This window comes from Pedobacter sp. TM02 (genome assembly GCF_059705275.1).
Map to the genome: position 1 here is coordinate 4154023 of NZ_AP046530.1, position 20264 is coordinate 4174286.

The following is a 20264-nucleotide window of genomic DNA, read 5'->3' on the forward strand; positions in this document are numbered from 1 at the left end:
AATTACCTTTTTACAAATAAGACGATTGACAATGAAGATAAGCAGCAAGGAATTTGAACTAGAACTCAAACACCCTTTTTCCATTTCTAAATTTACCCGTACCAGCACCCCATTATTGCTTTTAAAGGTTGAATATGAAGGCATGGCAGGCTATGGCGAAGCCAGCATGGTGCCTTATATGGGCGAAAGCCATACCTCGGCACAGGCCTTTTTAGCCAAGGTGGATTGGAACAAATTCAAATTCCCTTTCGACTTTGCGGCCATACATCAATATTTAGATAGCCTCGAAGTCGGCAACCCGGCCATTAAAGCCGCTATCGACATTGCCTTGAACGACCTTAACGGCAAGTTGCAGAACAAGCCCTGCTACGAAATTTATGGGGCCAACCCCGAAAAAATGCCTGTTACTTCCTATACCATTGGCATCGACAGTCCAGAAGTGATCAGAGAAAAAGTAGCCGACGCAAAAGGTTTTAAAGTATTGAAGATCAAATTGGGCCGAGATAATGATAAAGAACTGATCCAAACCATCCGAAGCGTAAGCAGCCTGCCCCTGTATGTGGATGCCAACCAAGGCTGGACTGACCGCAAACAAGCCATAGAAATGGTGTATTGGCTGCATGACCAGGGCGTAGTGCTAATCGAACAGCCGATGGATAAGAATAATCTGGAAGGCAATGCCTGGCTTACCCAGCGCAGCCCGATTCCGATCCTGGCCGACGAAGCGGTACAGCGCATTGGCGACATGGAAAAGCTGAAGGGCGCCTATCACGGCATCAACATCAAGCTGATGAAAAGTGCAGGCTTATATGAAGCCCATCAAATGATTGTAAAGGCGCGAAGTTTTGGCATGAAAATACTGATTGGTTGCATGAGCGAAACCTCTATTGCCACCTTAGCCGGAGCGGCCTTGGCACCTTTGTGCGACTGGGCAGACTTGGATGGCCCATGGCTCACCAAAAACAATCCATTTGATGCGCCAAAAATGGAGAACGGCAAATACGTATTGAACAGCCTCCCTGGCTTGGGGCTAACCGGTGGGGCAAATTTATTTTAAACCGAATAGGCTTCGCAACTTTTGAAAACCTGCGAAGCCTACAGCTGTTATTTCTTAATCCCTTTTCTAAAATCCTTGATTAATTGGATCTTGAAATAAAGGAAAGCCACGAAAGTTGCGCCAAAAAAAGCGATAATCAGCGGACTTTTGTTGTTAAAGGCCCATATCATGCCAAAAAGAGAGGCGATAAGTCCTAAATTGTAAAATACGTTAATGGCTATTTTCTTACCCACGGCATCTAGATTTTGAATGGTTTAATTTTGAATGATTGAATAGCGTGTTGAACAACAATCAGAAGACACCATCATTCGCTCATTCTAACATTCTATCATTCGCTAATTATTAATAAACTGGCATATTCGGATCGAAAGCCTCTTGCCAAGCCAAGATACCGCCCTTAAGGTTATACAGGTTGTCAAAACCATGGGCCTGCTCCAATTGCATAATGGCGGCGGCGCTTCTTTTGCCACTACGACACTGTACAATTACAGGTTTATCTGTAGCAATTTTATCGGCTTCGATCAAAATGCCTCCCAACGGAATGTTCAGGCCATCCAGGTTAGAGGTTTCATACTCGAAAGTTTCCCTGACATCGATCAATTGGAAATCTTCCTTATTGTCTATTTTTTGTTTAAGTTCTTGTACTGAAATCTCTTTCATGATTTTATATTTTTTACAAATATACAAAAAACACGGTTGACTGGTTTCCGGGTGCGTCATCCGAATATTGAATTTATCGCATCAGCTGTAACAACTTGCCTATAAATGCGTTTAATAGTAAATCTCGATTAATTGGCTTAATTGGCTGCATCAATATGAACAATGGCATCTCTCGTTTCTTCTGGTTCTGCTCCGGAGCGCACATCGAATCTTTAGAAAATTACCCAACAGAACACAACAAGTACATCGGTATTGGTGCTACTATTTTCTTTACCGGCCTATTTGCCGCGCTTTCGGGTGGCTATGCCATGTATTTTGTATTTAAGGGAGCTGATTTTGCCTGGTTTTTTGCCCTGTTGTTTGGCATCATTTGGGGCCTGGCCATTTTTAACATGGACCGCTACATCGTATCGAGCATCAACAAAAACGCCAGCAGCCGCAAACAGATCTGGCAAGCTACGCCCCGCATTTTATTGGCCATTATGATTGGCATTGTGATTTCGAGGCCATTAGAATTGAAGATCTTCGACAAAGAAATCAAAGAGCGTTTGCATGTAAGCTACCTGAACGGGCAACGTTCCAAAATCGACACCTTAAACAAGGCCTTCGAAAAAAAATACACCATCGAGATCGGCAAGCTGAACGAAACCAAGGCACAACGCGATTCGTTGGCCGCAGCCATCAAATCAGACAGGCAAAAACTCAATTTCGAAATATTCGGCAATAAAACCACCGAAACCTCGGGCATTATGGGCTACGGACCTTATGCCAAACGCAAGGAGGCCGAACTGAAACAGCGCGAACAAAACCTCGACACGTTAAACTCGGATATCCGCCAAATGGAAAAATTTGTTGATGGACGCAAGCAGTTTGATGGCCTGATGACCGAGAAGCTCTACACCACCAAGCAACTAGACAGCCTGAGCAACATTGCCGGTTTTGCCGACCGCAACTGGGCTTTGGGCCAGCTCGGCTTTAATGTGGATGGCACCAGAGACCTCAACACCGCAATGGCTGTAACCTTTATCGGCCTTTTGTTTATTTTCTTTGAATGTTTGCCTGTTTTTGTAAAACTCATGAGTAGCCGCGGACCTTATGACCAGGCCATCGAAAATATAGAATTTAGTCAGGTTCACCGCTCCAACAAAGAGCGCGAGTTTGAAGTGGAAGTAGCCGATGGCATTCATGAAACCCGGGTTGGCACCGAAATAGAAAAGCGCAAGGCCCAGATCAGGAACCAAGCCCACCGCGAATTGAACGGGGAAGATTAACTTAGGTTTTGAGCCAAAATACGTTTGAACTTGCGCTTAACCGAAGCCGAATTTAAAAAACAGCCGATTACATTGGCAAGTTCTGCATCTGTAAGTTTTCCTATAATTTGGTAATCAATATTTTCAACAGGATAAATATCGTTCAATAATGCGATTTCATAGTCGTCAAGCCATTGCCCATATAAAAACGTGTTTTTGGGAAAACACCAATCATTACTGGTAATATTTCTACCGGCCTTGAAAACATAGCAATTAATATTGCCTTCGGGTATTTCGATACAGCCGTGATCTATCTCAACATTTCTGGGCAAATGATCTACACTGGAGGGCAGGCTAGCCAAAAGCACGCTTTCGCCAACAAGCTTAATAACTAGGAAATATTTCGGCTTTGAGGCTGATCCGTCCTTAAAATAAAAAGGATCAAAGTAGATTATATTTCCAGGAACATACATTAGGCTTTCAGCTTCCGAGACTGTTCCAAAAATTCTTTATGTCCGTTATAAACAGACAGTTTGGCTTCATCGTCAGCAAGTAAAGTAGACATATCTATTTCAATAGCCGAAGTATTGGCCAGCCCGTTTTCGAAAGCTTCTAATAGTCCGTTTTTTTGGGCTGTTGTATACCAAGGCGAATGTTTTCTGTGGGTCAGCTCAATGAGCTCATCGGCTGTATATTGCCTAAAAGAAGTGGCTATTTGCCGAAGCAACTCAATTTCAAGGTCGCTAAACTCGTCATCTGAAAATGGTTTTTTCGCATTCACAAATACATTATCCTTTTTTGCCTCTTTGGTTATGTAGTTTTCTAAAAGAAATAGCTCTGAAGTAATTTCTGCATACAAATCGCGAGAAACAGGCCCTAATTTCCAAACATCGAACCTCAAATTAAAAAAAGGCACGCCGTATTTTTTAATCGACGATTCTTCAATCAGGTAAATAAGTTTTAAAAGCTTTGTTTTAGAAAGCGAACCCATTTGCTCGCACAAAAAAATAATAGCATTTCCTAGCTTGTCTATTTGATCTTTGGTATAAATGCTATTGAACTCCATATTTGAAACTTAGCACAAAAGTAATGAATGCTATACAATATAGCATTTTTATTGCAGAGCAGAAAACCATCAATTCCTTTCCACTCTACAAATATACTAAATTTTTTAGCAAAAACAAGTCTTTCGTTGAGTAATAATCTTCTCACAATTTGTTCGTCTTGCCGAATAGCCTTAACTTGAGGCAATTATTTTAATGATGAAGAAAATTTTACTCGCCATCGGTTCAATGGCACTCTGTACCGCCGTAAACGCGCAGCAGGAAATCCGCTACGAAGTAAGCTTCCCCAACGCCATCCACCACGAGGCACAAATCAGCATGACCATCCCTAGTGTGCCTGCAGGGCCGTTAAAGGTACGCATGAGCCGTTCGTCGCCAGGCAGGTATGCCACGCACGAGTTTGGCAAAAACGTATATAACGTTAAAGCCTTCGATGCCAATGGAAAAGTGCTCCAATTAAATCAGCCAGAAGGCGATGTGTACGAAATCCCCACCCATGGACCAACCGTAAAAGTAACCTACACCTTGTTTGGCAACTGGATTGACGGCACCTATGCCGGTTTTGATGAGACCCATGCCCACATGAACATTCCGGCAACCTTTGCCTTTCCAATCGGCCTCGACAAAAGGCCACGCATCGTAAAATTCAACTATACCGACAAGCCAAACTGGAAAGTGGCTACCCAATTAAAACCGATGGGCAACGATACCTATTATGCGCCCAACTTCCAATATTTTATGGACAGTCCAACAGAAATAGCCGACTACAAAACGGCCAGTTGGCAGGTTAAAAATCCCGATGGAAAAGTACAGACCATCCATTTGGTTTCTCACTCAAACGACAATCAGCAAACCATAGACAACTATGCCGAAATGCTCAAAAAAATGGTTGCCGAACACCTGGCCGTTTGGGGCGAATTTCCCAATTACGATTATGGCAATTATTACTTTTTGCAAGACGTTTATCCTGACAATGCAGGCGATGGCATGGAACACAGAAATTCGACCTCTATTGTACAGCGCACGCCTAAAATTGCCGGCTACGAATCAGGACTTTTAGGTACTTTCTCCCACGAATATTTCCATAGCTGGAACGTAGAACGCCTGAGGCCCCAAGGCTTGGAGCCGTTCAACTTCGAGCATTCGAATGTTACCGACGGACTTTGGGTGGCCGAAGGTTTTACCCAATATTATGGCAATCTGTTGTTAACACGTGCTGGTTTCAGGTCTATAGATAACGCCGCACAAACCTTTAACGGCCTCGTTAACCAGGTATTGAACACTCCGGGTGCCAAAAACTTTACGCCGATACAAGCCAGCCGTTATGCCGTATTTGCCGATGCGGGAGTGGCCATAGACCAAACCAACAAAGTCAATATCTTTACCTCTTATTACACTTATGGCGCGGCGGTAGCCTTGGCCCTAGACCTACGCCTAAGAGCAGATTTTAAACTTACCCTCGACGATTACATGCGTGCCCTGTGGAAAGCCTATGGCAAAACAGAAATTGCCTATAGCATGGCCGATTTGGAAAAAACCTTGGCGCAGCTCACCAAAAACCCAACTTTTGCCAGCAACTTCTTTAAAAACTATGTATACAGTACCAATAAGGAGGACTATGCCAAATTGCTACTCAATGCAGGCTTTGTGTTGCGCAAATCGAATGCGGGCAAGGCCTATACCGGCTTAAGCAGGCTAGCTTTCGAAAATGGCAAAGCTACCTTGTCGCAAACCTCGGTGGGTACTCCAGCCTACGATGCCGGGCTCGATATTGGCGATGTACTCTTGACCATCGATGGCGTAGAAATCAAAGACCAAGCTACCCTAACGAAAGTTACCGACGACCATAAACCCGGCGATGTGGTGACGGTAACTTACAATTATCGCGGACAAGACAAAACCACCAAACTCACCTTCGGCGAAAATCCGGCACTGGAAATTGTAAGCATGGAAAAAACCGGGGGCAATTTAACGCCGGCCATGCAGGCATTTAGAGACAGTTGGCTAAATTCGCAGGTAAAATAATATAACAAGGCAATAGCCAAATCAATAACCCAAATCATGATGAGAAGAACAATTTACACCCTATTCTTGCTGTTTGCAGCGGCAGTAGCCTCGGCACAAGACATTAATAAAATCATTACCAAAGATTATGTAGACCACCTGATCAAAACCCTAAGCAGCGACGAGATGCAGGGCCGCCGCACTTTTACCCCAGGCATTGATAAGGCCGCGTCGTTCATCGAAAGCGAGTTCAAACAAATTGGATTAAAACCTTTGGAAGGCAATAGCTATCGCCAAACTTTTTACAAATATCAGTTAAAACCACTTTCGGCGGCCGTTAGCATTGATGGCCAGGCCATAAACAAAGACAACATCTTGGTGTTGGGCAACAGTGCCGAGCAAACTTCTTTCGACCAAAGCAACAGCGATGGCTGGATCAAGTTAGATCCGGAAAAGGACTTCATGTCGCAGTACCGCAACCTGATGAGAGCAGGCAAAAGACAATTGGTATTGGTTGATGTGAAGTTTGTAAGTTCCTTTAAAAGCCTCAAAACCGCGATGGCCAACCGCACGCCAACAGTTGATGAAAAAGACCTGAAAAACCCTAAGGCTCCAGCCATGGTTTTGGTGCTCGATAAGGATACCGTTGCCAAAGAATTTAAGGTGGACTTGAAAAACGAAGTAACCAAAATGCCATTGTTTAATGTTGCAGGTGTTATTCCCGGCAAATCGAAAGCCAAGGAACTGGTTATTTTCTCGGGCCACTACGACCACATGGGCATTGTAAAAGCTAAAGATGGCGACAGCATTATGAACGGTGCCGACGATGATGCTTCGGGTACTTCGGCCATGATTGCCTTAGCCAAATACTACAAAAAATTGAAAAACAACGAGCGTACCTTGATTTTTGTGGCTTTTACTGCCGAAGAAATCGGTGGTTATGGCGCGCGTTATTTCTCGCAACAGCTTAACCCTGATGAGGTAGTAGCCATGTTCAATATCGAAATGATCGGCAAAGACAGCAAATTTGGCAAAAACACGGCCTTTATTACTGGTTACGACAAATCAGACTTCGGCAAGATTTTGCAAAAGAACCTGGAAGGAACCGAATTTACTTTCCACCCTGATCCTTACACCTCACAAAATCTTTTTTACCGAAGCGATAACGCTACTTTGGCGGCCTTGGGCGTACCAGCACATACCATCAGTACCGACCAAATTGATATCGACAAGCATTACCACCAGGTAAGCGACGAGTATTCTACCCTCGACGTTGAAAACATCTTGTCGACCATTAAGGCTATTGCCAAAAGTGCGGTAAGCATTGTAAAGGGCATCGATACACCAACCCGTATTCCAAAATTAAATCAATAAGGCATTCCATTTCCCTAAAGAAGGCGTTTATCAAAAAGATAGACGCCTTTTTCTTTTAAACAAAGTTGATGTTTTTTATTGTAACAAAGTTGCATTAAATTAGTCCAACAAAAAACACAAGCAATCTCGCTGCGAAAAAGGCCGGCTTAGCGTCATTCTAATAAAAAGATAAGCTACGCACAACATTTTTCGAAAGTGTGCATTATGTTTGTAAGACCTCAACTAAAACAATCTATTTAAACATGAACATCAAAACTCTTGGTGCATTTATTGGCGGAGCTTTGCTATCCGTTTCGTCATTTGCCCAACAATCAGAAACCTTGTTGCTCCGAAGCCCTGCCGTAAGTGCCAATAATTTGGCCTTTGTTTATGGTGGCGACATTTGGATAGCCAATAGGGATGGCAGCAACCCGCGCAGGCTTACCATTAATCCGGCGGTTGAACAAAGTCCGGTATTCTCGCCCGATGGCAAGCAGATTGCCTTTACCGGCAACTACGATGGCAACATCGACATCTACACCATTTCCATTAATGGCGGCGAGCCCAAAAGAATAACCTATCATCCAAACGCCGATTTGGTAAGGGGCTGGCTCAACAACAATGAGGTTTATTTTACCTCAACCCGCGATTACCAATATGCGCTTACTTCGCGCATGCACAGCATCAACGTGAACGGCAAAGACGAAAAGCCCTTGCCAATGCCCGAAGCCGTTCAAGGATCGCCATCAGCCGATAAGCGCTATTGGGCCTACATTAAAAATACCGATCCTACCGACCGTGCCAATGTGGCCTTTAAACGCTACCGTGGAGGAGGCATGCCACAGGTTTGGATTTTCGACACCAAAACCAACGACATCGAAATCGTACCCGGCGCAGGTGCCAACAACGTAAAACCGCAATGGCTGGGCAACAAAGTTTATTTCTTAAGCGACAAAGACCTGACCCTTAACCTGTACAGCTACGACACTAAAACCAAAAAAGTCGACAAAATAACCAACTACAAGGATTACGACATCAAATCGTTGGTTGCTGGCGACGGTGCTTTGGCCTTTGAACAGGCCGGCCGCATTAATTTGCTCGACCCGAACACCAACAAGGTAAGCGCGGTGAGCATCAGCATACAGGCCGACGCACCTTACAAACGTACCCATTATGTTGACATGGCCAACGATATCCGCAATTTCGAGGTATCGCCAAAAGGCGTGCGGGCTTTGTTCGAAAGCCGTGGCGAGATTTTTTCGGTGCCTAAAGAAAAAGGCGATGCCAGAAACCTATCTAACTCGCCTGGCAGTTATGAGAAATATCCGGGTTGGTCGCCTGACGGGAAATACGTTTCGTACCTGTCAGACAAAAACGGAAAATACCAATTGGTGTTGCTTAACCAAGCGACCAAAGGCGCTCCAGAATACATCGACTTGGGCGATTCGCATTTCTATTTCCAGCCTACTTGGTCGCCAGACAGCAAGAAACTGTTTTACGGCGATAGCCATTTGAATCTGTACTATATCGACATCAATACCCGCAAGCCGGTTTTGGTGAAACAGGACAAGCTAGCTTCTACCACCAACAGAACCTACAATACGTTGCAACCGGCCTGGTCGCCAGATTCGAAATGGATTTCTTATGTAGCTACTTTGCCCAATACGGTGAGCGCTGTTTTCATTTATAACCTCGAAAAACAAACGCACACCCAGGTAACCGATGGCATGAGCAATGCGGTTGGCCCAACATTTAGCAAAGACGGCAAATACCTGTTCTTTTTGGCCAGCACCAATGTGGGCTTAACCAACAGTGGCCTGCACATGTCGGCTTACGAGCGTTCGCCAAACTACAATGCCTATGCCTTGATTTTATCTAAGAAAACGCCTTCGTTGTACAAAACAGAAAGCGACGAAGAAACGATAAAAGCCGATGATGCCCCGAAAAAGGAAGAGCCTAAAAAAGAGGAACCTCAAAAGGGCGACAAGAATGCCAAAGACAAGCCAACCACACCAGCGGCAACACCGGCTAAGCCTGCAGAGGCGGCAAAAGCTACCGAGATTGATTTAGACGACTTGAGCAACCGCATCATCGCCCTGCCAATTCCGGCCAATGGCCTGTCAAGCATCGATGGTGGCGTTGAGGGGCAGTTATTATTTATCCGCAATGGCGAATTAAGCACCCTGAATTTGGCCAAAATGGAATCCACCAGCTTAATACAAGGTGTTTTTGGAGTAACCGTTAGTGCCGATGGCAAATCGATGATGTACACTTCTCGTGGCAATTACTACGTGGTTCCGGCTGCACAGAAACCTGCTTCGTCAGAGGCAGGGAAAATCAAAACCGACGGCGTCAAAGTTTTTGTTGATCCTGTTGCAGAATGGAAACAGATGTTTAACGAAGTGTGGCAAATGGAAAAAGAATATTTCTATGCCGAAAACATGCACGGCGCCGATTGGCCCGCCATGAAAAAGAAATACGAAAAATTCTTGCCCTACGTAAACCACAGATCTGATTTGGCTTACCTGTTTAACGAAATGATGGGCGAGATGGTGGTTGGCCACAACTACATCTATCCAGGCGATGAGCCTAGTGCGCCATCGGTTTCGGTAGGGATGCTGGGTGCCGATTACCAAATCGAAAACGGCTTTTACAAAATCAGCAAGATTTTTAACCGTTTAGATTGGAACCCTACTTTTAAAGCCCCATTGGCCGAACCAGGACTGAATATTAACGAAGGCGACTACATTGTAGCCATTGACGGCGTTCCTTTAACCGCCGAAACTTCAATCTACAGCCTTTTCGATTTCAGGGCAGGCAAACAAGTGGCCATTAAGGTTAACAGCAAGCCAAGCCTAACGGGCGCCAGAGAGGTGGTAGTGGTACCAATTACCGCCGCCGCCGAAATGGACCTCCGCAAAACCGAATGGACAGAAAGAAACAGGAAACGTGTTGACCAAATGAGCAATGGCCAAATTGCCTACGTTTACATGCCAAATACCGGAGCCGAAGGCTATGCCAACTTTAACCGATACTATTTCTCGCAAATGGATAAAAAAGCCTTGCTGATTGACGAGCGTAACAACGGTGGCGGCTCGGTTGCCGACTACGTGATCGACCTGTTAAGCCGCGACCTCATCAGTTATTGGGCCATCAGGGATGGTAAAAGCTTCACCACGCCAGGCAATGGAATTTTCGGGCCAAAAGCCATGTTGATTAACGAAAATGCTGGTTCTGGTGGCGATATGATGCCTTACATGTTCAGGTTTAAAGGCCTGGGCAAATTGGTAGGGCGTACCACCATGGGTATTTTGGTAGGCATTAGCGGCTATCCGGGCTTATTGGATGGTGGCCGCATTACCTCGCCAAACTTTGGTATCTACGACATCAATGGCAAATGGATCATCGAAAACGAAGGTGTAGCACCCGATGTTTTTGTAGAGCAAACGCCGAAAGACCTGTTGGAGGGCAGAGACCCACAACTGGAAAAAACCATCAAGCTGTTGCAAGAGGAAATGAAAACCTATAAATACCCAAATGTAGCTAAGCCTAAAGATCCGATTAGAGGACACTAAAGCGCTTTCTCCATTACGTAATCATTCATATAGAAACCGTTGCCGATATCAAGGTCAACGGTTTCTTTGATATGGAAACCAGCCCTTTCGTAAAAATCCTTGGCTTTATTGTTGCGATTTACGTTCAGTTGCAACGCTTTGCCATGGTTCTTTTTGGCAATATCGGCCACTTCGTTAATCAACAGCTTGCCTACGCCTTTACCGTGCATTTCGGGCAGCACGTAGAGCTTGTGCAGCTTGTAGACATATTCTTCTGGATTAACCAGCGAAAAGCCCGCAAAGCCTACATCCTTGCTGCCCTCGGTGGCAATTAAAAAGATATGCCCTTTTCGCAACTGGCCCAACAGCTCACCCTTGTTGTACATGAGGTCCAACATGTAGCGCAACTGATCCTCGCTAATATATTCGCTATAGGTTTGAGGCCATATTTCTTCGGCCAACTGGGTAATAATGGCTATATCTTCTTCTTTTGCCTTTCTCAGATAAATCATAATAATTCGCTTAAAAACATGTAATCGGTTGTAAAAACAAAACTTACAAAACCGTCTTTAATTACCACAAAATCGCCATTGTCTGCCTGCTTCAGGTTATCTGTTTCGAAATAATTGATGATGTCGATCTTAAAAACAGTGCCGGCAGGCTTCCAGATGCTGAAGCCCTGTTTAATAGGGTAGCTCTTGGTGGTTTCGGTAAACAGCACCACGTTGATGCGGGGCAGCCAATCGACCAGGTCGTCGAACTTGCTTTCCTGACTGATGATGTTGACCGCCGGATATTCCTCCTGTACCAGGTATTGGGTTACCGTAGCCAAATCGTTTTGGGCCAGGTTGAGCCATTTGGTATTTTCCTGCGTTTGTTCTGGCTTGGCATGGCCAATAACCACATCTATTTTCAGGCCCAGCGAAATGACTTTTTCGTATTCACTGGCTGCAACAATTACCGTCGGGCTCCACTCCAGCAGCTGGCCCAGGTACTCTTCGTTAAAATTGCCCAGGCTATGGATGTAAAGCGCAGGTTCCTGTTTCTCTCTTACAATATGATGTGACGACATGTGGCTAAGATAATAACTTACCAAGTTTCAATTGGTAATACTTGCGAAATTTAACTTTAACGCCGGTTAAATACTTTGCTGGCAGTGTGTTTCCTATTGCTCAAACTTCGATTGCCTAAAAGCATCGAGGATCAGTTTTTTATCGGTTTCGTTATCGTAATTAATGTTTATTCCGAAATCGTAGCCCTTAATGAGGGTGCCATACAAAACCTGGTTCATGAGCGGGGCGCCACTTGGCCCGTAAATTTTGATGTTGAAGACATGGAACCGGTGGCCTTGGATATTTTCTGTAGCCGAAGACGTATCAACTTTGATCTTTTGCTTCGTATAAGTATCGTAAAGCAGTTTTTTAAGCTGCTCGTTGTTTTTCAGGTACTCGCCGGGGTATTTTTCGGTATACTTTTCTAGGGTAGAGCCAAAAATGTTGAGCTGGTTTTTCTGGAAATTCAGCAAATGTTGCAAACTGTCGGTGCTCATATCGCCATCATATACCTTGCCTAATGCTTCTTTTCCCTTTTCCTCTCTTTCCTTGATTTTGGTTTGGCTAACCAGTTTAAAGCCCTGTGGTATGGCCATGGTCCAGCCAATGGTGGCATTGGTATAGGTTTGTGGCTCTTCTTTGACGGCCGGCTCCTCTTTTTTGGGCGAAGGACTACACGCCAACAAGCCAAGCACATACAACAATATAGGAAGGATTCTGATTTTCATATTTAATATTTTCGTCAATGTAAATTTACTTAAAATCCGTATTTTAGTAAGTATGAGCACAATTAATTTCGAAACTTCTAAGCAAAGCGGACCACACCTGAGGCTGGCGGGCCTGGTAGGCAGCTGGGATGGGCAAACACGCACCTGGTTTGAAAAAGACGTATTGGCCGACGAATCGCCGATGCGGGGCCGAATGAACCTGATTATGGACGGCCGTTTTCTAAGCTACGAATACGTTGGCCGCATTAACGGAAAACCTTTCGAAGGCAAAATGCTTTGGGGCTACGACCTCCAAAATGCCAAATGCCAGTGTAGCTGGGTTGATACTTTCCATATGGGTACGGGCATATTACAATCAACAGGGCATGAAACCAGTTTTGGGTTTTCGGTAACAGGCCAGTATGGTTGGCCAGGTGTGGCCGAGCTTTGGGGCTGGCGCACCGAGCTCGAAATCATCAATTCGGACCAGTTTATCATCAGGGCCTTCAATATTTCGCCACAGGGCGAGGAAGCCAAGGCCACCGAAACAATTTACCACCGCATCAAATCTTAGCTGCCAACTCCGACAAGCAGCCACAAAAGGGCGAGCAAAGGCACCAGGAAGATGAGTATTGGCAATAAAGTCCGTGGTGTTTTGCCCAAATGCTTATTTAAGCTATTTTTGTGCCGATGACAACACCTCAATCTCCCAAAAGGCCAGTCTCTTGGCTGACCATTATTGCTGTACTGATTGCTTTGGCTGGCGTAGGCTTTGTCTTGTTTTTGAAAACCAGCATGCCGGCCGACCGCTTCAAAAAAGAACCGACACCAAAAACTAAAGTAAATTAGTTCTTTGGATTAAAGCCACGTTTAGCCATTTCCAAAAAACAGAAACATCCACCGTTTCTAAATGTTGTTATACTGACAACAACAGCAAAAAATTATGGGATATCATGAATGGAAATCGTGCATAGATGCCTGTTTGGCCTGTGCCGCCGTATGTAACCACTGTGCCAGCTCGTGCACGCAAGAACCCGATGTAAAAATGATGGCCAAATGTATCGAATTGGATATGCAGTGCGCCAGTATCTGCTATGCCGCCGCCCAGCTCATGAGCATGGGGAGCCAACACGCCCAGCAGCTTTGTGCCATTTGTGCCGAGCTTTGCGAGGCCTGCGCCAAAGAATGCGGAAAACACCATACCGAACATTGTCAGGAATGTGCCAAGCTATGCAAAGCCTGTGCAACGGAATGCAAAAAAATGGCTGCTTAATACGGCCATTTTAGCATTAACAAAAAAATCAGGCACTAAAAGAGCGTTCCAAAAAACGCTCTTAACCCCAGGCTTTTCATGGCTATTTCTTTTTAGGCACTTTTGCGCCTGCTTTGCGGGCTTCCGATAAGCCAATGGCAATGGCCTGTTTTTTAGCGGTTACTTTTTTGCCCGAGCCACTTTTAAGTGTGCCTTCCTTTCTTTCGTGCATAGCTTTTTCTACTTTTTCGCTAGCTTTTTCCGAATACTTTGTCATGATCTTAATATGAAGTAAACAAATCAGGTGTTTTGTAGATAGAGATACTTGTAAAACAGCCACTCTGGCTAAAGGTTTTGAAGATCCATACAACCTAAATGGTTACGTTTTAGAGCTTTGGTTTGAAAAGCTTTCGGTTGGCAATTCTCTGTTTATTCAAGGGTTTAGAGGTAGCGTCAGCCAATCAATTTTGCAATAAACCTCTAAATCGTTGCTTATCAAACGTTTGTGCTGTCAAAAAACGCAAAGCCCAAATTTACAATCTATTAAAACTACCTGATTGGTAGTATAAGGCTGTTTGATGGCTTTGTCCATACGTTTCTTTAGGCAGGAACCAGACAAACGTTTGCGCGGTTTTAAGCTATACCATTCTTTGGTTTTGTCTGTAACTTAATTGTTAGAAAAGGGTAAACAAATCTATTTTCTGAAGCAAGGATTTTTGCCAAAAATTTGGAAAGAGGTAAAGCATGGCAAATAAAGTATCTTTTTTTAACGATACAATAAGGTAAGCAAAGGTTGAAAAGAGGCTGGGCTACAGCAGTATGATCTAACAAATATGCTAAACACGATAACCTAAACCCTAAATTTTATCTTATGAAAAAAATCAACCTATTGTTAGCTGGCGTTTTTTGCGCTTCCCTCTTTGTCTTTTCCTGCAAGAAGGCAGAAACACCAGAAACGGCGACAAAGACCTTTACCATTAACAACAAATCGGCTGTGGCCAACATTGTAACCCAAACACGGAATGTAAACATTGTTTATTTCGTGCCTAACGACCTCGATACCTTAGCTGGCTACAGAAAAAGGCTGAGCGATCTTTTGCTTTGGACCCAAGACTGGTACAAACAGGAAATGAACCGAAACGGTTATGGCAACAAAACTTTTGGCCTGGCCGATGATGGCAACGGCGGTGTAAAAATCATAACCATTAGAGGCAGCCTGCCTAAAAGCAGCTATCCATATTCAGGTGGATCTGGGGCAGTGGCCAGCGAAGTAAATGCCTATTTTGCGGCACATCCGACTGATAAAACCAGCGACCATACTTTAATTATTATTCCACGCTATTCTATTGGCTCGAACGGCACCCCAAGTGGCGGTCCGTTTTATGGTACGGGCAGGTGGTGCTATGCCTTGGATTATGAAGAAATGGACATCGCCAACCTGGGTAAAACCGATGCAGTGGGCAATCGTTTCAGCGTTTGGTTTGGGGGCATGGTACACGAACTTGGCCATGGCCTCAACCTGCCGCATAACCGTCAAAGAGCCACTACCGATGCCGCATTGGGCATGGCCCTCATGTGGGCAGGCAATGGAACTCTAGGCAAAAGCCCTACTTTTTTAACCGCAGCCGATGCGGCTATCCTCAATACCAACCAGGTATTTAACAACAACAGCAATACTTACTACGGATCGGTTACTTCGAATATCAACAAAATATACGCCAGCTATTCTGCTTCGTTGGCCGCCATTGTGGTATCGGGCAAATTTACCTCAACGGGTAATGTAACTAGTATTCTGTACTACAACGACCCCAACGTAAACAACGAAGGAACGGGTGTTAACCATGATTATAATGCCATTACCTGGGAATCGAAAAAAATTGGAACCGATAGTTTTAATGTGGTTATGCCTATCAACGATCTGGTAGAGAAAGCCGACGGCATTCCTTACGAACTGAAGGTAAAACTGGTACACGACAACGGCACTGTTACGGAACAGATTTATGCCTATACTTTTGCTGGCGGCGTTCCGGTATTGAATTTCAGCACCAAAAATGAGTTGAGCAAAACTGGCTGGAGCATTTATGCTTTCAGCTCTGAAGAAACCAGTGGCGAAGGAGCAACCAATGGCAGGGCGGCCAGGCTGATTGACGGCAACGCCAGCACCTATTGGCATTCGCGCTGGACCACTTCCGCTACTTCTTATCCGCATTACGTGGTTATCGATCTTGGCGCTTCTAAAACCGCAAGCGGCCTGAGTTTAACCCAACGAAGCGGCTTAAGCAGAGCCATCAAGAATTTTGAAGTCTTAACCAGCACAAACGGCAGCACCTTTACCTCGGTAAACAATTATGTGGCGCAAAACGTAAATGGTCCTCAGTACTTCGATTTCGGCAGTGCCAAAACGTTCAGGTATTTAAAAGTAATTGCCAACTCGGCACAAGACGGACTGCAGTTTGCGGCCCTGGCCGAGCTGGGTTTATATTGAAACCAAACTCCATCAATAAATAATCGTCCCTATTTGTATTGAGCGCTTCTTACTCGTTATAAGTTAATTGATACAGCCCCATCCGAAACCGGAGTGGGGCTGTTTTTAACCTTCCTTTATTCGTCGGGAAGGCGATCTTTTTCATTCTTGGTGCGGTTAAACCTGTAGGTTAACGTAGCTTGAACCGATCGGCCAACAGGCCTGAATGTGGTTTCGCGTCGATAGTTTGCCGTCGTAAATAACTGCTTCTCAATAAAGGAATCGAAGATATTATTAGCACTTAAGGTGACCGACATTTTCTCTTTAAAAAAATCTTTGCTTAGTGCAGCATTTACCCTGTACTGGCTTTGGTTCACCGCTTGGATATCTTCGTTTCGGCCTATGTAGTTTAGCGTGGCCTCTATGTTCAGGTTTTTGGCAAAGCGCATCCTAGAATTGATACGCGTAGTCCAGGTTTGGTTATTCTTGCTATAGTCTATACCCTCGTAGCTTCCGTGTTGCCGATAGCCATAATAGTTGAAATCCCAGGAAAGCCGCCACCAGGCCAGCGGATTGTACATTATATTTAATTCAAGGCCGTAGCGGTTTTCATAGTCGAGGTTGGCGGGCGTATTGATAAACCCTTCCTCACCTTGCTTTAAAATATATTGGATATAGTTTTTATTGTGCAAAAAATAAACCGATGGGTTAAGGGTAAACTTGCCCCATTTTCTTAAAAAGGCCAGCTCAAACGAATCGGTAAAAGAAGGATCGAGATCTGGATTACCCGTAGTCAGGTTTCTCGTGTCGGATAATCCCGAAAAAGTGTTCAGCATGTAGAAGCTTGGCCGTTCGATGCGCCGACTGTAGCTCAACTGCAGGTCTGCATTTTCTTTAAGATTGTAAGTGAGGTGCACCGTTGGAAATAGACTGAGGTAGGTTTTGTTTCTTTTAAAGGTCTGTTTGCTGTCGGAAATGCCAATATCCGATAATTCGGCTCTGAAGCCCAATAAGTAACTGAGCCGACTGGCTGTGTTTCCATATTGCAGGTAGCCACTGTACAAGTTTTCGTCGTACTTGAGCTTGTTGGTAAAGGCCTCGAGCAATACGCCATCTTCTTTAGACCAATAATCACTTCTAACGGCACGAAGGTCGGTTCTTACCCCAGCTTCAAATCGGCCAGCCTTGCCCAAGCCCGTTACATAATCGCTTTGAATATAAATATCATCACTGCTCTCAATATCACGGGTAAACAGCTGCGAAATAGGATTACCTGCCGGAAAATATTTTTGCTGACGGATGTCTTGATTTTCATCATCGTTCCAAAAATCATAGCGTAAACTCGTGGTCCATTTGCGGTCTTTTTGGCTGAAGGTTTTCACATAATCCAAGTCTAGCCTGTTGTATTTTTGGGGCTCACTGTAATGCTCATAACGATTAATGGCACTATCCAATACATTGTTTCCGTTAAAGTAACCATAATTGAAACTTGTTGTATCCTTGTTTTTAAGCAGGCCGTGGTTATAGCTGCCGGTTAGGGTATTTTTCTCGTTAATATAATAGTCTATGCCCAAGTAAACGTTGTAAAGGTCGTCATTCCGGCCTATTCCCCAAACTTGGCGCAACTGATTGGTTTGTCCATTAGACAGCGTAGTTTGCACAATACGACCATCGCCATATTGGTTGCGGTAGCGGTAACCCATATTGGCAAACAGGTTGAATTTTTCGGTTTTGTAGCTCATGTTCAGGTTTCCGGCATAGTTGGCCGGATCGCCTGCCGTAGCCTGCAGAGCGCCATTTAAACCTGTAGCCTTGTTTTTCTTGAGCACAATATTAATAATGCCTGCTCCGCCCTGTGCCTCATAGCGTGCTGACGGATTGGTGATTACTTCTACCTTTTCGATATCGCCAGCTGACAACTGAGCCAAGCCGTTGTTATTGAGCAGCGTTGAGGGCTTGCCATTAATGAGTACGCGCACGCCACTGTTACCCCGCAAGCTTACAGCCCCGTTGGCATCTACGCTTACCGACGGTACATTGTTGAGGATATCGGTGGCGGTTCCACCTTTTGAAACCAGATCTTGACCAACGTTAAATACCTTTTTGTCTAGGTTAAGTTCGACACTAGATTTTTCTCCAACCACGCTTACCGCCTTGAGCAGCTTCACGTCTTCCATTAAAAGTACCGTGCCTAAGTTGATGTCTTTATCCAACAACAGGTTGCCCAAGATGTAGGGCTTAAAAGAAATAAATTCTATTTTCAGCGTGTACCTGCCAGGCTCAAAGCTCAGCTTAAAGTTGCCATTGCCATCGGTTAGCGTGCTTTTTATTATGTTACCGTTCAACGGATCGAGCAAGGCCACTCCGGTATTCGCCAAGGGTTGTTTGTTTTGCTGTTCTACTACGTTGCCACTGACGTTAAACATTCGAGGCTGTTGACCAATGCTGGGCAAAGCGTACACACACAGCAGGTATACGAGCATTACTTTTATTATTTTCATCATTTGGGGCTTTTTGTCCAAAAGTGTCGAATTACCCCATGTAGCAAATAAACCACCTATGGAAAGTCCGTTTCAGCACCTTGATAGCCAATGAGTACTGACCAAACCCATTCGTCGATGTTTTTAACCTATTGAGCAGTTTTTTTGAGGTATTTGGCCTCAATGCCCGTATGGCGTTACAGCGATTCTTATCTTTGAGCCTAATGTCAATGTTTGAAAAAGCCGTACGTTGGAGCAATAGGCACCGAATAGCCTGCCATTTTATTTTTTGGCTTGTCGTGTTTATCATTACCTTAAGCCAATTTGATGCGGCTAACAATGAAAAGAACAACCTCAGTTCAGACCTTATCAAAGCAGTATTCTTTGTTTTTTATTACATGTTGGGCTCTTATTTTGTGGCTTATTTAATTATACCACAATTATTTACCCCAAAAAGATACCTGCGCGCGCTTGTATTTTTCTTAATTGGCAGCTATTTCATTTCAGTGCTGATGCGTATCCTTATGGTTCACGTTTTGGAGCCAATTGTCAGGCTCCCCCCTTTTGAGCAGGAGTCGATTGCTGAGATCCTTACCGACATTCCTTGGCTGATCCAGCATTATTTTATCCATTTTTTTTCTGTGGCCTGGATATTTGGTTTCTTTAAACTGCTTAAAGACCAATACATGGCGCAACAGCAAACCCTGTTGCTCCAAAAGCAGCAAACTGAAACAGAGCTACACGGATTAAAGGCCCAGCTCAATCCACATTTTCTCTTCAATACGCTCAACAACATCTATTCGCTGTCGATAATCGGTTCGCCATTTACACCCAAATCCATTGCCGAGCTTGCTGAAATTCTAGACCATGTTATTAACCGATGCAATGAAACTTATGTGCCGGTTTCTACCGAAATTAGCCTGTTGCACAATTACATCGGGCTTGAAAAACTCCGCTACCATGACAGGCTGGAGGTAGACTTTAGGCACCATATAGACCAAGATCTGGCCATAGCTCCCTTAATTTTGCTGGCCTTAACAGAAAATGCCTTTAAACATGGTGCAGGAGAAGACATCGGCAACCCGAGCATTAAAATCTCGCTCGAAATCGAAAAGCGCCAGTTCAAATTTTTGATTGCCAATACTTTTACGGAAAACCATACCAGTATATCAGACGAAAGAATCGGTCTCAATAACATTCGCAAACAACTCGACCTGATTTACGGCCGGCACTATGTGTTGCATATTTGTACCATCGACGACTTATTTACGGTATTGCTAAAAATAGACCTTGAGGCACATGGCCAAACCTGAGTTGCCGATTAGCCTGCTTAATAAAACGTCTCTTGTTGCTTATTTATCCGATTT

General features: G+C 44.4%; 19 protein-coding genes. 10 read left to right on the plus strand and 9 right to left on the minus strand.

Annotated elements, in window-relative coordinates:
• Positions 1 to 31 precede the first annotated feature (31 nt).
• A complete protein-coding gene (locus tag AC6H1S_RS17910; protein ID WP_497564495.1) occupies positions 32 to 1057 on the plus strand; it encodes a dipeptide epimerase in 1026 nt (341 codons plus the stop codon).
• Positions 1058 to 1104: 47 nt separating this feature from the next.
• On the opposite strand, the gene AC6H1S_RS17915 is transcribed toward AC6H1S_RS17910, so the two are convergent.
• Both AC6H1S_RS17915 and AC6H1S_RS17920 read right to left on the minus strand, forming a co-directional pair.
• Positions 1105 to 1290, minus strand: a complete 186-nt coding sequence (locus tag AC6H1S_RS17915) for a DUF6358 family protein (protein WP_199139671.1) — start codon at positions 1288 to 1290, stop codon at positions 1105 to 1107.
• Positions 1291 to 1399: 109 nt separating this feature from the next.
• Positions 1400 to 1717 (minus strand): rhodanese-like domain-containing protein, encoded by a 318-nt coding sequence (locus AC6H1S_RS17920; protein WP_199139670.1) that lies wholly within the window; start codon positions 1715 to 1717, stop codon positions 1400 to 1402.
• 155 nt (positions 1718 to 1872) lie between these two features.
• Here AC6H1S_RS17920 and AC6H1S_RS17925 point away from each other — a divergent pair, with 155 nt between their 5' ends.
• On the plus strand, positions 1873 to 2988 hold the full coding sequence (locus AC6H1S_RS17925; RefSeq protein ID WP_199139669.1) for a DUF4407 domain-containing protein: 1116 nt from the start codon (positions 1873 to 1875) through the stop codon (positions 2986 to 2988).
• Here the strand turns inward: AC6H1S_RS17925 and AC6H1S_RS17930 are convergent.
• A complete protein-coding gene (locus AC6H1S_RS17930; protein ID WP_199139668.1) occupies positions 2985 to 3440 on the minus strand; it encodes a hypothetical protein in 456 nt (151 codons plus the stop codon). The two genes, AC6H1S_RS17925 and AC6H1S_RS17930, sit on opposite strands and share 4 nt — an antisense overlap.
• The gene (locus AC6H1S_RS17935) at positions 3440 to 4033 is read right to left on the minus strand and encodes a Panacea domain-containing protein (RefSeq protein WP_199139666.1); all 594 of its coding nucleotides are present in this window, start codon (positions 4031 to 4033) and stop codon (positions 3440 to 3442) included. Before AC6H1S_RS17935 ends, AC6H1S_RS17930 begins: the two co-directional genes overlap by 1 nt.
• Positions 4034 to 4229: 196 nt before the next feature.
• Here AC6H1S_RS17935 and AC6H1S_RS17940 point away from each other — a divergent pair, with 196 nt between their 5' ends.
• The 3 genes from AC6H1S_RS17940 to AC6H1S_RS17950 all read left to right on the plus strand — a co-directional run bounded on the left by AC6H1S_RS17940 (position 4230) and on the right by AC6H1S_RS17950 (position 10963).
• Positions 4230 to 6056, plus strand: coding sequence for a M61 family metallopeptidase (locus tag AC6H1S_RS17940; RefSeq protein ID WP_497564496.1), 1827 nt, complete (start codon positions 4230 to 4232; stop codon positions 6054 to 6056).
• 36 nt (positions 6057 to 6092) lie between these two features.
• Entirely contained in the window at positions 6093 to 7409 is a 1317-nt protein-coding gene (locus AC6H1S_RS17945; protein WP_497564497.1) for a M20/M25/M40 family metallo-hydrolase, read from the plus strand.
• Positions 7410 to 7651: 242 nt separating this feature from the next.
• The gene (locus AC6H1S_RS17950; protein ID WP_497564498.1) at positions 7652 to 10963 is read left to right on the plus strand and encodes a S41 family peptidase; all 3312 of its coding nucleotides are present in this window, start codon (positions 7652 to 7654) and stop codon (positions 10961 to 10963) included.
• Here the strand turns inward: AC6H1S_RS17950 and AC6H1S_RS17955 are convergent.
• The 3 genes from AC6H1S_RS17955 to AC6H1S_RS17965 all read right to left on the minus strand — a co-directional run bounded on the left by AC6H1S_RS17955 (position 10960) and on the right by AC6H1S_RS17965 (position 12722).
• Positions 10960 to 11454, minus strand: a complete 495-nt coding sequence (locus AC6H1S_RS17955) for a GNAT family N-acetyltransferase (protein WP_199139658.1) — start codon at positions 11452 to 11454, stop codon at positions 10960 to 10962. The two genes, AC6H1S_RS17950 and AC6H1S_RS17955, sit on opposite strands and share 4 nt — an antisense overlap.
• A complete protein-coding gene (locus tag AC6H1S_RS17960; protein WP_497564499.1) occupies positions 11451 to 12014 on the minus strand; it encodes a thiamine pyrophosphokinase in 564 nt (187 codons plus the stop codon). Before AC6H1S_RS17960 ends, AC6H1S_RS17955 begins: the two co-directional genes overlap by 4 nt.
• Before the next feature lie 93 nt (positions 12015 to 12107).
• Positions 12108 to 12722: a hypothetical protein gene (locus AC6H1S_RS17965; RefSeq protein ID WP_199139654.1), complete on the minus strand. Its 615-nt coding sequence runs from the start codon at positions 12720 to 12722 to the stop codon at positions 12108 to 12110.
• Between the two features lie 52 nt (positions 12723 to 12774).
• Here AC6H1S_RS17965 and AC6H1S_RS17970 point away from each other — a divergent pair, with 52 nt between their 5' ends.
• The 3 genes from AC6H1S_RS17970 (at position 12775) to AC6H1S_RS17980 (ending at position 13974) form a co-directional block, all read left to right on the plus strand.
• The gene (locus tag AC6H1S_RS17970; protein WP_199139652.1) at positions 12775 to 13275 is read left to right on the plus strand and encodes a DUF1579 family protein; all 501 of its coding nucleotides are present in this window, start codon (positions 12775 to 12777) and stop codon (positions 13273 to 13275) included.
• A gap of 116 nt (positions 13276 to 13391) precedes the next feature.
• On the plus strand, positions 13392 to 13550 hold the full coding sequence (locus AC6H1S_RS17975) for a hypothetical protein (RefSeq protein ID WP_199139650.1): 159 nt from the start codon (positions 13392 to 13394) through the stop codon (positions 13548 to 13550).
• A gap of 94 nt (positions 13551 to 13644) precedes the next feature.
• A complete protein-coding gene (locus tag AC6H1S_RS17980) occupies positions 13645 to 13974 on the plus strand; it encodes a four-helix bundle copper-binding protein (protein ID WP_497564500.1) in 330 nt (109 codons plus the stop codon).
• Between the two features lie 82 nt (positions 13975 to 14056).
• Here the strand turns inward: AC6H1S_RS17980 and AC6H1S_RS17985 are convergent, their stop codons facing one another.
• Positions 14057 to 14230 (minus strand): DUF6496 domain-containing protein, encoded by a 174-nt coding sequence (locus tag AC6H1S_RS17985; RefSeq protein WP_199139645.1) that lies wholly within the window; start codon positions 14228 to 14230, stop codon positions 14057 to 14059.
• A 594-nt stretch (positions 14231 to 14824) separates the two neighbouring features.
• Between AC6H1S_RS17985 and AC6H1S_RS17990 the strand changes: the two genes are divergently transcribed.
• Positions 14825 to 16438, plus strand: a complete 1614-nt coding sequence (locus AC6H1S_RS17990; RefSeq protein ID WP_497564501.1) for a discoidin domain-containing protein — start codon at positions 14825 to 14827, stop codon at positions 16436 to 16438.
• Positions 16439 to 16554: 116 nt separating this feature from the next.
• Here the strand turns inward: AC6H1S_RS17990 and AC6H1S_RS17995 are convergent, their stop codons facing one another.
• Positions 16555 to 18921 carry a TonB-dependent receptor gene (locus AC6H1S_RS17995; RefSeq protein WP_497564502.1) on the minus strand — a complete coding sequence of 789 codons (2367 nt, stop codon included), beginning with the start codon at positions 18919 to 18921 and terminating at the stop codon, positions 16555 to 16557.
• Positions 18922 to 19121: 200 nt separating this feature from the next.
• Between AC6H1S_RS17995 and AC6H1S_RS18000 the strand changes: the two genes are divergently transcribed.
• Positions 19122 to 20210, plus strand: a complete 1089-nt coding sequence (locus tag AC6H1S_RS18000) for a sensor histidine kinase (protein ID WP_497564503.1) — start codon at positions 19122 to 19124, stop codon at positions 20208 to 20210.
• The last annotated feature ends 54 nt before the right edge of the window (positions 20211 to 20264 follow it).

Coding starts and splice junctions, on each gene's coding strand:
- AC6H1S_RS17945 (WP_497564497.1), top strand. CDS start 6,093: ATGATGAGAAGAACAATTTACACCCTATTCTTGCTGTTTGCAGCGGCA.
- AC6H1S_RS17990 (WP_497564501.1), top strand. CDS start 14,825: ATGAAAAAAATCAACCTATTGTTAGCTGGCGTTTTTTGCGCTTCCCTC.
- AC6H1S_RS17925 (WP_199139669.1), top strand. CDS start 1,873: ATGAACAATGGCATCTCTCGTTTCTTCTGGTTCTGCTCCGGAGCGCAC.
- AC6H1S_RS17985 (WP_199139645.1), bottom strand. CDS start 14,230: ATGACAAAGTATTCGGAAAAAGCTAGCGAAAAAGTAGAAAAAGCTATG.
- AC6H1S_RS17935 (WP_199139666.1), bottom strand. CDS start 4,033: ATGGAGTTCAATAGCATTTATACCAAAGATCAAATAGACAAGCTAGGA.
- AC6H1S_RS17975 (WP_199139650.1), top strand. CDS start 13,392: ATGACAACACCTCAATCTCCCAAAAGGCCAGTCTCTTGGCTGACCATT.
- AC6H1S_RS18000 (WP_497564503.1), top strand. CDS start 19,122: ATGTCAATGTTTGAAAAAGCCGTACGTTGGAGCAATAGGCACCGAATA.
- AC6H1S_RS17940 (WP_497564496.1), top strand. CDS start 4,230: ATGAAGAAAATTTTACTCGCCATCGGTTCAATGGCACTCTGTACCGCC.
- AC6H1S_RS17955 (WP_199139658.1), bottom strand. CDS start 11,454: ATGATTTATCTGAGAAAGGCAAAAGAAGAAGATATAGCCATTATTACC.
- AC6H1S_RS17995 (WP_497564502.1), bottom strand. CDS start 18,921: ATGATGAAAATAATAAAAGTAATGCTCGTATACCTGCTGTGTGTGTAC.
- AC6H1S_RS17970 (WP_199139652.1), top strand. CDS start 12,775: ATGAGCACAATTAATTTCGAAACTTCTAAGCAAAGCGGACCACACCTG.
- AC6H1S_RS17960 (WP_497564499.1), bottom strand. CDS start 12,014: ATGTCGTCACATCATATTGTAAGAGAGAAACAGGAACCTGCGCTTTAC.
- AC6H1S_RS17980 (WP_497564500.1), top strand. CDS start 13,645: ATGGGATATCATGAATGGAAATCGTGCATAGATGCCTGTTTGGCCTGT.
- AC6H1S_RS17965 (WP_199139654.1), bottom strand. CDS start 12,722: ATGAAAATCAGAATCCTTCCTATATTGTTGTATGTGCTTGGCTTGTTG.
- AC6H1S_RS17910 (WP_497564495.1), top strand. CDS start 32: ATGAAGATAAGCAGCAAGGAATTTGAACTAGAACTCAAACACCCTTTT.
- AC6H1S_RS17920 (WP_199139670.1), bottom strand. CDS start 1,717: ATGAAAGAGATTTCAGTACAAGAACTTAAACAAAAAATAGACAATAAG.
- AC6H1S_RS17930 (WP_199139668.1), bottom strand. CDS start 3,440: ATGTATGTTCCTGGAAATATAATCTACTTTGATCCTTTTTATTTTAAG.
- AC6H1S_RS17950 (WP_497564498.1), top strand. CDS start 7,652: ATGAACATCAAAACTCTTGGTGCATTTATTGGCGGAGCTTTGCTATCC.